The sequence below is a fragment of the Streptosporangium sp. NPDC003464 genome (assembly GCF_053588315.1).
Genome location: NZ_JBSFPS010000317.1, coordinates 1 through 10,835 on the forward strand (window position 1 = coordinate 1; position 10,835 = coordinate 10,835).

12 protein-coding genes are annotated in these 10,835 nt (G+C 73.1%); 6 read left to right on the top strand and 6 right to left on the bottom strand.

Annotated elements, in window-relative coordinates:
* Positions 1-169 precede the first annotated feature (169 nt).
* From ACWDS7_RS42080 to ACWDS7_RS42090, 3 genes are all read right to left on the bottom strand, one after another.
* Positions 170-439 (bottom strand): hypothetical protein, encoded by a 270-nt coding sequence (locus ACWDS7_RS42080; protein WP_306857396.1) that lies wholly within the window; start codon positions 437-439, stop codon positions 170-172.
* A gap of 128 nt (positions 440-567) precedes the next feature.
* Positions 568-804 carry a DUF397 domain-containing protein gene (locus tag ACWDS7_RS42085; RefSeq protein ID WP_306857394.1) on the bottom strand — a complete coding sequence of 79 codons (237 nt, stop codon included), beginning with the start codon at positions 802-804 and terminating at the stop codon, positions 568-570.
* Positions 805-1,626 (bottom strand): helix-turn-helix domain-containing protein, encoded by an 822-nt coding sequence (locus ACWDS7_RS42090; RefSeq protein ID WP_306857392.1) that lies wholly within the window; start codon positions 1,624-1,626, stop codon positions 805-807.
* Between the two features lie 347 nt (positions 1,627-1,973).
* On the opposite strand from ACWDS7_RS42090, the gene ACWDS7_RS42095 reads away from it, so the two are divergent.
* Both ACWDS7_RS42095 and ACWDS7_RS42100 read left to right on the top strand, forming a co-directional pair.
* Positions 1,974-2,366, top strand: a complete 393-nt coding sequence (locus tag ACWDS7_RS42095) for an ATP-binding protein (protein WP_306857391.1) — start codon at positions 1,974-1,976, stop codon at positions 2,364-2,366.
* Between the two features lie 248 nt (positions 2,367-2,614).
* Entirely contained in the window at positions 2,615-5,011 is a 2,397-nt protein-coding gene (locus tag ACWDS7_RS42100) for a helicase-associated domain-containing protein (protein ID WP_451933839.1), read from the top strand.
* 150 nt (positions 5,012-5,161) lie between these two features.
* On the opposite strand, the gene ACWDS7_RS42105 is transcribed toward ACWDS7_RS42100, so the two are convergent.
* Positions 5,162-5,785, bottom strand: a complete 624-nt coding sequence (locus ACWDS7_RS42105) for a TetR/AcrR family transcriptional regulator (RefSeq protein WP_306857388.1) — start codon at positions 5,783-5,785, stop codon at positions 5,162-5,164.
* 41 nt (positions 5,786-5,826) lie between these two features.
* On the opposite strand from ACWDS7_RS42105, the gene ACWDS7_RS42110 reads away from it, so the two are divergent.
* Complete coding sequence (locus tag ACWDS7_RS42110) at positions 5,827-6,165, top strand: rhodanese-like domain-containing protein (RefSeq protein WP_451933840.1); 339 nt, start codon at positions 5,827-5,829, stop codon at positions 6,163-6,165.
* A gap of 185 nt (positions 6,166-6,350) precedes the next feature.
* Here the strand turns inward: ACWDS7_RS42110 and ACWDS7_RS42115 are convergent, their stop codons facing one another.
* Positions 6,351-7,607, bottom strand: a complete 1,257-nt coding sequence (locus ACWDS7_RS42115; RefSeq protein ID WP_451933841.1) for an ArgE/DapE family deacylase — start codon at positions 7,605-7,607, stop codon at positions 6,351-6,353.
* Between the two features lie 4 nt (positions 7,608-7,611).
* Positions 7,612-9,225 carry a DUF885 domain-containing protein gene (locus tag ACWDS7_RS42120; RefSeq protein ID WP_451933842.1) on the bottom strand — a complete coding sequence of 538 codons (1,614 nt, stop codon included), beginning with the start codon at positions 9,223-9,225 and terminating at the stop codon, positions 7,612-7,614.
* A 121-nt stretch (positions 9,226-9,346) separates the two neighbouring features.
* Here ACWDS7_RS42120 and ACWDS7_RS42125 point away from each other — a divergent pair, with 121 nt between their 5' ends.
* From ACWDS7_RS42125 to ACWDS7_RS42135, 3 genes are all read left to right on the top strand, one after another.
* Positions 9,347-9,733 carry a hypothetical protein gene (locus ACWDS7_RS42125; RefSeq protein ID WP_451933843.1) on the top strand — a complete coding sequence of 129 codons (387 nt, stop codon included), beginning with the start codon at positions 9,347-9,349 and terminating at the stop codon, positions 9,731-9,733.
* Entirely contained in the window at positions 9,682-10,344 is a 663-nt protein-coding gene (locus ACWDS7_RS42130; protein WP_451933844.1) for an endonuclease/exonuclease/phosphatase family protein, read from the top strand. Before ACWDS7_RS42125 ends, ACWDS7_RS42130 begins: the two co-directional genes overlap by 52 nt.
* A 72-nt stretch (positions 10,345-10,416) precedes the next feature.
* Positions 10,417-10,737, top strand: coding sequence for a GroES family chaperonin (locus ACWDS7_RS42135; protein ID WP_306857381.1), 321 nt, complete (start codon positions 10,417-10,419; stop codon positions 10,735-10,737).
* Positions 10,738-10,835 lie beyond the last annotated feature (98 nt).

Consider the following 10,835-nt stretch of genomic DNA (forward strand, 5'->3'; position numbering starts at 1 on the left):
TCGGCGTACGGCACGGTCAGGCTCCCCCTGTGGTGTCGGCGGTGCGGTCGAGGATTTCCAGCAGGTCGTTCGCGTATCGGGCGGCGATGCCGTTCCACGCGGCCTCAGCCGCCGCCGTCACCCTGACAGTCGGTCCCCAGGCCGACGGCTACCACGTCCCTCCATACCGTCAAGCGGCCGCGGCGCACGGCCGCGGCCCCCGCCCGGTGAGCCATTCCAGAACCTTGCGATGGCCGTGACAGGCGTCTTCGAAATGCCCCCAACGCCAGTAACGGGGCTGGTCACGGACCCCCGTGACCCATGTCCGGTAGGAAACCGCGGCGACCTCCCCCTCACCCACGGCCGCGGAGGCGACGCCGTAGGTGCGGATCACGACGCGCCCCCCGGGCGCGAACAGCACATCATCGGCCACGGGATACAAGGTCATCTGGTCAAGCATGGTCTGAGCCCCCAATTCCTCTGCCCCGCTGTCACTCCGGGGACTCAGAATCTGCCCGATCCGTACGCTCCTTGCGTTACATCATCGGCGCACCGGCGTTAAGAGGTGAGCCGGATGTAAAAACAGTGTTACACCATCAGGCTGTCAAACTCCCCATCCTTCACCCCGAGCACCAGCGCGCGGATCTCGTCGCGGGTGTAGATCAGGGCTGGACCATCGGGAAAACGGGAGTTCCGAACCGCGATGCTGCCATCCGACAGCTCAGCGAGCTCCACGCAATTACCCTGTGAATTGCTGTGACGGCTCTTGCGCCAGCTGGCCCCGGCCAGTTCCGTGGCGGGCATGCCGTTGTAGGTCTGCTCCATTTAGATCTCTCTGAGAAGGTCGCCGAGGATCTCGGCGGTGCCCCCGGGCGTGGTGCTTTCCACGCACAGCTGCTCCATGGCCGTGAGGTACGGATCTATGTCCTCACGCTTGTCCAGGTAGAGGGCACCCCAGAGCTGCTCGACATAAACGACGTCCGACAGGTCGGACTCGGGAAACCGCAAGATGCTGAACGCACCACCCTCGGCCGCGTGCATGCCGAACCGGAAGGGCATCACCTGGATGGTGATGTTGGGCAGCGTGGCCACCTCCAGCAGGTGCTGGATCTGCTCACGCATGATCTCCTTGCCTCCGATGGGCCGCTTCAGGGCCGCCTCGTCGATGACCGCCCACAGGCGCGGGCCGTTCTTCTTCGTGAAGCGTTCCTGCCGCTGCATACGCATATGCACACGACGCTCGATCTCCGCCTCCGGCACGTCCGGGTAGCCCAACCGGATCACTGTGCGCGCGTAGGCGGACGTCTGCAGCAGGCCGGGAACGAACTGCACCTCATAGGTGCGGATCACGTTCGCCGCCTCCTCCAGCCCCACGTAGGTGGTGAACCAGTTCGGCAACAGGTCGCCGAACTTGTGCCACCAGCCGGGGGTGTTCGCCTCGCGGACCATCTCCAGCAGGCCGCGCCGTTCTGCGTCGTCGAGCACGCCGTACAGGGTGAGCAGGTCTTCCACGTCCCGTGTCTTGAAACCGACGCGGCCGAGCTCCATCCGGCTGATCTTGGACTCGGAGGCCCGGATGTGGAATCCGGCCACCTCACGGGCGAGCCCCTTCTCCTCACGCAGGCGGCGCAGGCTTGCGCCGAGCATGATGCGCCGAACAGTGGAACCGGTACCGGGCGGGTCCATGGACACGTGTGCGCTCCTCGCTCGCTTTCCTGATCGACAGTCTGTCACTTTGCGGCATGGGATTCCCAAGCCGCGGACAAGATCCCCTTTCCATCCGGATTGCCGAATCATGGGTAACCGTAGCGGTTGCACACCCCTTATGCACGTGCATTCGCTCTTGCACCTGCACATGAGTTTGCACCATGATGATCGCTGTGCAGTCCGCTCAAACCGCGCCCCCCCGAACGTCATGGACAGCGCTCGACTGGTGGCCCCCAGTCGGCTGGTGGCCCGACGCGGCGCGTGATCTCCTCTCCGGGACACCGGCCATGGCCAGTGCCACTTTCGTGCTCCCGCCGCAGGCCGAGGCGGTCCATTCCGCCCGCAGCTTCACCACGGGCACCCTCACCGGCTGGAAGCTCGCCGAGCTGAGCGAGAACATGGAGCTGGTCGTCTCGGAGCTGGCCACCAACGCGTTCAGACACGGCCTGCGGCTGGCCGAATCCCGCGCCAAGGAGCCGATCAGGCTCTCCCTGCTGCGCCGGGACGGCCTCGTCGCCTGCGCGCTCAACGACCCGGGATCGGGCTTCCCCGCGCTCCGCGACCCCTCACCGCTGGACATCGGCGGCCTCGGCCTGCACATCGTCGAGTCGCTCAGCCTCCGCTGGGGCTGGGCTCCGCTGGCCCCCTACGGCAAGATCGTCTGGGCCGTCCTCCGGTAGCGCCCGGGGCGCCCTCAGCAGACCATCCCGGAAAGGCGCCGCCTCTTCCCCTCATCAGGCGCCGACCGATCCCGGGGCCGCCACGCCTCCCCGCCGGCGGCCCCGGGATCGGTCAAGAATGCGGGCGGACACCTCCGGAACGCGTTGGATTCTGCGCGGTGCACGCCACCGGGGATGCCCTCTGCATTACCGTGGATTCCTATGGCTCACGGAGAGTCCCCGCGCGAGATTCCTGAGAGAGCTCCGAGATGGACGATCACCTGCTCGGCTGGTTGAAAACCCTCGACGAAGAACGGCTCACCCGGGTGCTGGCCAACCGGCCGGACGCCATCGCCCCGCCGTGGCCGCGCCGCCTGGACACCCTGGCGCAGCGGCTGGGCAACGGCTTCGCGGTGATGGCCGTCGTCCGGGGGCTTCCGCTGCCGTGCCTGGAGGTCGCGCAGGCGTCCCTGGCCCTCGGCGACCACGTCGACCTGGAACGGCTGTCCCGGTTCATGGGCGTGCCGGAGGCCGAGGTCGCCCCCTGGGTCGACCGGCTGTTCGACCACGCCCTGGCCTGGCCGGACGGCGAGGGGCGGATCCGGATCTCCGGCGGGCTCGCCCGGTGGTGGACGGCCCCGTGCGGGCTCGGCGAGCCGCTCTCCCACTACCTCAACTCCTGGACGGTCAGCGCCGACGCCCTCCGCGCGCTCGCCAGGACGCTCGGCCTGCCCCACGGCCCCAAGCGCCGCACGGTCACCAGGATCACCGAGGTGCTCTCCGACCCCGCGCGGGTGGCGGCCATGGTCGCACGGGCGTCGGCGGGCACCGAGCGGCTGCTGGAGGAGTTCGCCTGGGACGGCCCGATCCGCGACGTGGAGGGCGGCCGGTTCGTCGCGCCGGGCGCCCCGGAGAAGTGGGCCGCCGACCACGGGCTGCTCTTCCGGCCGAGCTGGAACGTGGCCGAGATGCCCCGGGAGGTGGCGCTCGCGCTGCGCGGCCCCGACTACCACCCGTCCTTCACCCCCTGGCCGCCCGACCTCGCGACCGTCCCGGTGGACCCCGAGGCCGTCGACCACCTGATGACGCTGGCCGCCCCGCACGTGGTCGAGCGCTGCGCCGCGATGCTGGAGAACACCGCCAAGCTCCCGCTGCCGCTGCTGAAGGCGGGCGGGGTCGGCGTGCGCGAGGTGCGGCGGCTGGCCAAGGACACCGGCTGCGACGAGGACGAGACCCGGCTCCTGCTGGAGATCTGCGCGGTGGCCCGGCTGCTGGCCTGGGACGAGCCGGCCGGCGGGCTGGTGCCCACCGAGAAGTTCGACCGCTGGCGGCTGGACGACGCGGCGGCCCGGCTGCGGGTGCTGCTGGCGGCGTGGTGGCGGATGGAGCGCTCGTCGCTCCGCCGGACCGACGGCAAATACGGCACGGTGCTCGGCGACGACCCCGCCGGGGCCGCGGTCGGCCGGGCCCGGCGGGCGGTGCTCGGCGTGCTGGCCCGGCTGCCCGCCAGTACGGCGTGCGCCGACCGGGCCGGGCTGGTCGGGTCGGCGCACTGGCACGCCCCGCTGCTCGACCGGTCGCTCCTGGCCGAGTGCGCCCCCGCGGTGCTGGAGGAGGCCCGGATGCTCGGGCTGATCGCCTACGACACGATCACCGACCTGGGCCGCGCGCTGGCCGCCCTGGACGCCTGCGCCGGGGACGAGAACGACGACTCCGTCCCGCTCGTGGAGCACGACCCGGTGCTGGTGGAGTGCTCGACCCGGGCGCTGGCCAGCGTACGGCGGAGCGCGCTGTTCGGCGCCGACCTCACCGCCGTGGTGACCGGACCGCCCTCCACCGAGCTCGCCGAACTGCTGGACCGGACCGCCGAGCGCGAGTCGCGCGGCGCGGCCTCGGTCTGGCGGTTCACCCCGGCCAGCGTGCGCCGGGCGATGGACTCCGGCTACGGCGCCGACGCCCTCCTGGCCGACCTCGCCGAGGTGGGCGCGGTGCCGCAACCCCTCGACTACCTGGTGCGCGATGTGGCCAGGCGGCACGGCGAGGTCACCGTGACCACGGTCGCCTGCATCGTGCAGGCCTCCGACCCGGCGCTGCTGGCCGAGATCGCCGGGCACCGGCGGCTGGGCAGGCTGGGCCTGCGGCTGCTCGCGCCGACCGTGCTGGCCAGCGCGGTGCCCGCCGGCAAGACCCTCGCCGCGCTCCGGGAGAACGGCTACGCCCCGGTGCCGATCGAGGACACCGGCGAGATCACCGTCCGCCGCGCCCGTATCGAGGAGCCGCGGAACGGGCGGCTGATCCTGCTGCCCGGCGGCCAGGTGGCCGAGCTGGAACAGCCGCCGCACCCGCTGGTCGAGCCGGCCCCCGACCCGCACGAGCACGCCCGGCGGCTGCTGTCGGCCGAAAGCGGCGCCGACCGGCAGCAGGGCAGGACCTGGGCGGTCATCGGCCGCGTGGCCTCCCGCCTGCCGACCGCCCAGCAGTCGCTGCTCGGCTTCGTGGTGGACCGCGGGGTGCGGGCGGCGATCACGCTGGCCGACGGCCTGACCGCCACCATCAGCCACGGCGAGCTGCGCAGCGGCGTCCTCGACGCGTGGTGCGAGGAGGCCGGCGACTACCTGGAGTTCCCGCTGGCCGACATCGTGGAGGTCCGCGGCACCTACGCCTGACCCCTCACCCGCTGCCCCCTCACCCGCCTGGAACGGCACAAGCCGGTCAACTCAAGCTGGTCAACTCAAGCCGGTCGGCGCAAGCCGGTCGGCGGGCGTCGCGCCGGTCCCGCCGGCCGGGTCCGGCCCCGGGCGGCCCGCAGGACCGGCTCAGAGGCGCAGGAGCGCCCGGACCGCCTCCCCGGCCCGCGCCTGGCCGTACTCACCGGCCAGGGCCGTCATGTGCTCGGCGGCCAGTGGGGCGAGCAGGGCGTGGGCCAGCGGGCCGGCGTCGCAGCCCGGCCGGGCCTCGGCGAGCAGGATCTCCGTGTGGCGGTGCCAGAACCGGTAGGCGCCGATCCGGTAGCGGGCGCCGGGGCTGGCGGTCTCGGACATCCGGATCAGGTCGAGGTGGCCGAGCAGGTAGTCGAGGTAGGCGTCCACGAAGGCGGCCAGCCGGTCGGCCGCGGGGGCGCCGGGGCCGAGGGGCGCCGGGCCGGTCAGGATCGCCTCCTGGAGCTCGCGCTCCCGCTCGTCCAGGAGCGCGGCGGCCAGCCCCGACTTGTCGCCGAACCTCCGGAACAGCGTGCCCTTGCCCACGCCCGCCTCGGTCGCGATCGCGTCCATCGAGACGCCGTCCACACCCTTGTCCCGGAACAGCCTCGCCGCCGCGGCCAGCACCTTCAGCCGGTTGCGCGCGGCGTCGGCCCGCTCCCTGGGCGGCTCGCCCAGGAGCGTCCGCAGCGGCTCGCTTGACGAACCGGACCGTGGTCCGTTAAATTCCAGATCACTCACACAAACGGACTATAGTCCATTTAGGTCCATGGAGGCCGACAATGACCGTACTGATCACCCGTGACGAGCTGAAGACCGCGATCGAGGCGGGCACCGTCGTCGTCGTGGACACCCTCGGCGGCGACTACTACGCCCAGCAGCACCTGCCCGGCGCCATCGCCCTGGTCGAGAGCGAGGTCGCCACCCGGGCCGCCGACCTGCTCCCCGACAAGGACGCCGCGATCGTCACCTACTGCTCCAACGTCTCCTGCGGCAACAGCGAGGCGGTGGCCCGGCGGCTGACCTCCCTGGGCTACACCGGCGTCCGCAAGTATCGCGAGGGCATCCAGGACTGGGCCGAGGCGGGGCTGCCCATCGAGTCCGGCGCCGCCGCGCGCTGACGGCCGCCGCACGCGCAGGGGGGCCGGCACCGGCGGAACCGGCCTCACCGGCCGCCGGCGCCGAGACGCGTTCCGCCGGGTCCGGAGCCCGCGGTCATGGAGTGACCGGCGACCGCCAGGTCGGCCGCGCCGTCGACAAGCGCCTGTTCCCGCCCGCGGCGGGCGCTCAGCCCCTGACCCCGCGCTCAGCCCCTGACCCCGCAGCGGCGCAGGACCAGCAGGGCGAGCGCCCGGGTGACGTCGCGGAGCTCGCGCAGGTCGACCTGCTCGCGCGGGGCGTGGGCCAGACGCACGTCACCCGGCCCGTAGTGCAGGGTCGGGATGCCGCCCGCGGCGTACAGGCGCAGGTCGCTCCCGTACGGCGCGGCCGTCTCGGCGGGGCGGGTCCCGGTCACGTCGGCCACCGCGCCGGCGACCTGCTCCAGCAGCTCGTGCCCGGCGGGCAGCCGGCCGCTGGCGAACTGGCCGCCGGGCCAGGTGATCACCGGGGGGTGCTCACGCAGCCACGGGTGGCCGATCTCGGCGAGCGCGGTCTCCAGGGCGAGGCGGGCCTCGGCGGGGTCCTCGTCCAGGCGGACGCCGAGCCGGCCCTCGGCGACCAGCAGGTCCGGCACGCTGCTGGCCCAGTCGCCCGCGCGCACCGTCCCGATCTCGATCGGATAGGGCAGCGGGTTGCCGTCGAAGACCGGGTCCGGATCGCGGTTGCGGTCGGCCTCCAGCCGCCTGACCGCCTCGAAGACCGGCCAGAAGACCTCCAGGGCGTTGACGCCCTCGTAGCGGGTGGCGCCGTGGGCCGCCCGCCCGGCGACCTCGATCCGGAACGTCAGCGCGCCCGCCGCCGCGGCGATGATCGCCCCGCCGGTCGGCTCGGCGATCACCGCGGCCTCGCCCCGGTGCCCGCGGGCCAGGGTGGCGAACGCGCCCAGACCGCCGTCCTCCTCCCCCACCACGCAGTGCACGGCCAGCGGCCGGGCCAGCCGTACGCCCGAGCGGCGGAGGGCGGCGACGACGGCGAGGTTCGCCGCCAGCCCCGCCTTCATGTCGCAGGCGCCCCTGCCGTGCAGGACGTCCCCGCTGATCCGGGCGCCGAACGGGTCACCCCCCTGCCACTTGGCCAGGTCGCCGGTCGGCACCACGTCCACGTGCCCCTGCAGGATGAGCGCGGGGTCGCCCTCGCCCTCGGTGACGCCGGCCACACCGTAGCCCTCGATGCGCGGCGCCTCCGTGCCGGGGAACCCGGGTGTTGCCCGGAGCGCTTCGAGGTCGAGCTTCCAGACGTCGACGTCGAGCCCCGCCTCGGTGAGCAGCCGCCCGCAGCGGTGCTGCAGGTCCGACTCGGCGTCGGTGCCGGTGACGCTCGGCACCCGCACGAGCTCGGTCAGGAGCCGGACCGTCTCCGCCTCGTCCAGCGCCTCCAGCACCTTCGCCTCGTCGTCGAGCATGCCGCTAGCCTTCCAGAGCCACCCGGCGGGCCAGCCCCAGGGGGAGGCCGCCGGAGCCGGCGAGGGCGTCGTGGAAGGCGCGCAGGTCGCCGCGGCCCGCGGCCAGATAGTCGTCGCGGATGCGGTCGATCTCCAGGGCGCCGGTCAGGTAGGAGGGCGCCTGGGTGGGCCAGGCGCAGTAGCGGTCGACCTCGCCCTTGGCCGTGCCGGGGGTGAGCGACGACCTGGTGGTCATGAACTCCTCGGCCTCCTCCACGGTCATGTCGCCGCAGTGCAGCGAGGTGTCCACGATGATGCGGGCCGCCCGGAAGAGCCGGAAGTCGAGGTGGGCGAGCTCCTGGGCGGGGGTGGTGAAGTAGCCGTGCTCCTGCATGACCTTCTCGACGTAGAGGGCCCAGCCCTCGGTGAAGTAGGGCGTGCGGAACAGCTTGCGGGCCCGGCGCGGGCTGCCCGCCATCCAGGACAGGTGCCAGTGGTGGCCGGGGTAGGCCTCGTGGACGGCGATGGAGGGCATCTGGGCCCTGGCGTTGGTGCGCAGCCGCTGGCGCACCTGCTCCTCGGTGAAGGAGTCGGGGGTGAAGGGCACGAAGAAGTGCCCGATCCGGGAGGTCGACAGGGGCGGCGGCTGCAGGTAGGAGGCGACCGCGAGGACGGGACGCTGGAACTCCGGCGACGGCACCACCCGGCACTCCTCGCCGTCGGCGAACGTCACCAGGCCGTGCTCGCGCACGAACCTCCGGGCCCGCTCGGTCTCGAATTCGTATTCGGCCCGCATGTCCTCCAGGGTCGGCGCGTGGTCGTCCTGGAGGGCGGTGACGGCCGCGTGCCAGCCCTCGGAGCCGCCGGGCAGCAGCCCGGCCACCTCGCGCATCCGGGCGTCGAGCTCGTCGTAGGCGGCCTGGCCGCGCTTGAGCAGCTCGTCGGCCCCGTAGCCGAGCATCTCCCGCTCGCGCAGCAGCGTGGAGTAGAGCTCCTCCCCCATCCGCCAGGTGCCGGCGGCCCGGAAACCGGTGAGGAAGTCCACGAGCCCGTCGAAGGCCGCCGCCGCGGGCTCGGCCGCCTCGGCCAGCCGGGCGCGCAGGGCCTCGTCCGCCACCTGGCCGGGGACCGTCTCGGTGAGGAAGCGCCGGGCCGTCCGCGCCTGGCCCAGCCCCCGCTCGATCAGCAGCGGGGCCGCCAGCGCCGGGTCCAGGTTGGCGCGGCAGGCCGCGATGACGTCCGGCACCTCGGCCAGCCGCGCGACGGCCGCCTCGACCAGCTCACCCTCGGGCGACAGCCGGTGCAGGAACGGGCTGAACATCGAGGCGAAGATCGTATTCAGGTAGACGGACGGGTCGCGCCGCCACTCCGGCCAGTCCGCCTGGACGAGCGCGCCGCGCAGCCTGGACATGATCAGCTCGCGGTCGACCATGTCCTCGAAGTCGCCCGGGTCGCCGGCCTCCTGGAAGCGCTCCAGCCAGCGTCGCGACTCCCGGTCCCGGGCGAGGAAGCCCGCCTCGGTGAAGTCACCGAGGGTCCTGTCGTAGCCCTCGGCACCCGCCAGGGCGGCCTGGACGGGATTGGCGGAGAGGTGCCAGTCGAGGTAGTCGCCGACCGGATCAGGGGAGAGGTCCGTCATGACCGGTGAGCCTACTCCGCGCCCCCGTCATCCGGGATCCCGCCCGCCGCGGTGACCTCGGGCCCCCGGGCGCCGCGACGGGTCTTCTCCGGCGGCTCGCCAGGCGGTAGCGTCCAGCGGGATGACCACCGAAACGATCTCCGGTACGGCCTCCGCGACCGGGCGCCCGCGCCGGCGGCGCTGGATCACCACGCTGATCTGGATCCTGGTGACGCCGCCCGCGGCCTGGGCGGCCCTCCGGACGGCCGGATGGGACGCCGGATTCCGGTGGATCCAGCTCGTGGCGTTCACCCCCTACGTGGCGGGGGCCTCGGTCGCCGTCGCGCTGCTCGCCCTGGCCCTGCGCCGCTGGGCGGCGGGGGTGGCGGGCCTGGTCGTCGTGGGGGTGTTCGCCGGGGCGGTGCTCCCCGGGCCTTCGCCGACGCCCCCGCTCCTCCCGGCGGGACCCCGCTGCGCGTGCTGGCCGCCAACCTCGCGCGCGGCGAGGCCGACACCAAGGCGATCATGAACCTCGTCGTACGGCTCAAGCCCGACATCCTGGCCCTCCAGGAGCTCACCCCCGAGGCGGCCGAGCGCCTGGAGGCGGCCGGCATCCGCAAGGCCCTGCCCCACATGGTCGGCGAGCCCACCCCGGGCGTATGGGGCTCCGGGATCTACGCCCGCTCCCCCCTGCGCGCCGATCAGGCCGCGCTCAGCTACGGCAACTTCCGCCAGTCCCTGGCGGTCGTGCCGGAGCTGAACCTGGAGATCGCCTCGGTCCACCCCTGCGCGCCCCGGTTCGACTACAAGGCCGCCTGCTGGGCCCAGGGGCTGCGGGCGCTGCCCAAGGCCGGGGCCGGGCCGTACCGGATCCTGGCGGGGGACTTCAACGCCACCCTCGACCACGCGATCATGCGGGAGCTGCTCGCCACCGGCTACCGCGACGCCGCCGACGCCACCGGGCAGGGGCTCACGCCGACCTGGCCCCAGCAGGGCTGGGAGCCGGTCCCCGGGGTGACCCTCGACCACGTGTTCGCCGACTCCCGGATCGCGGTCCGGTCCTTCGGCGCCCACCGCGTCCCCGGCACCGACCACAGGGCCGTCTTCGCCGAGCTGTCGCTGCCCGGGACCGCGCGCTAGGCGGGCCGTCCCGGACGGCCGGGCTGCCGGGATCAGCCGGCGCGGCCCCTCCGGTCCCATAAGCTTTCTGCTGTGGGTGACCCGAAGTTCGAGATTCAGATGCTCCACGACCGCGTCATGGTCAAGGTCGAGCAGGAGTCAGAGGAGCGGCGCAGCACGGCGGGCATCGTCATCCCGGCGACGGTGAAGATGGCCAACCGGCTCGTCTGGGGCGAGGTCTGCGGTGCGGGCGCGAACGCCCGGACGGTGAAGGTGGGCGACAAGGTCCTGTTCAACCCCGAGGACCAGTACGAGGTGGAGGTCCACGGCCAGATCTATCTCGTCATGCGCGAACGCGACCTGCACGCCATCGCCACCCCGCAGACCGACAACGGCACCGGCCTCTACCTGTGAGGGCCCTGCTCCGCCCGCCTGTGAGGGCCCTGCTCCGCTGACGGCGGAACGGGCCCCGCGCGCCGCGACCGGCGCCGCCCCGCCCAGGCCGGCGGGGC

Excerpts from the sequence above, each read along its gene's own strand:
- ACWDS7_RS42100 (WP_451933839.1), top strand. The coding sequence starts at position 2,615 with ATGGACGATCACCTGCTCGGCTGGTTGAAAACCCTCGACGAAGAACGG.
- ACWDS7_RS42080 (WP_306857396.1), bottom strand. The coding sequence starts at position 439 with ATGCTTGACCAGATGACCTTGTATCCCGTGGCCGATGATGTGCTGTTC.
- ACWDS7_RS42095 (WP_306857391.1), top strand. The coding sequence starts at position 1,974 with ATGGCCAGTGCCACTTTCGTGCTCCCGCCGCAGGCCGAGGCGGTCCAT.
- ACWDS7_RS42110 (WP_451933840.1), top strand. The coding sequence starts at position 5,827 with ATGACCGTACTGATCACCCGTGACGAGCTGAAGACCGCGATCGAGGCG.
- ACWDS7_RS42115 (WP_451933841.1), bottom strand. The coding sequence starts at position 7,607 with ATGCTCGACGACGAGGCGAAGGTGCTGGAGGCGCTGGACGAGGCGGAG.
- ACWDS7_RS42090 (WP_306857392.1), bottom strand. The coding sequence starts at position 1,626 with ATGCTCGGCGCAAGCCTGCGCCGCCTGCGTGAGGAGAAGGGGCTCGCC.
- ACWDS7_RS42125 (WP_451933843.1), top strand. The coding sequence starts at position 9,347 with ATGACCACCGAAACGATCTCCGGTACGGCCTCCGCGACCGGGCGCCCG.
- ACWDS7_RS42120 (WP_451933842.1), bottom strand. The coding sequence starts at position 9,225 with ATGACGGACCTCTCCCCTGATCCGGTCGGCGACTACCTCGACTGGCAC.
- ACWDS7_RS42085 (WP_306857394.1), bottom strand. The coding sequence starts at position 804 with ATGGAGCAGACCTACAACGGCATGCCCGCCACGGAACTGGCCGGGGCC.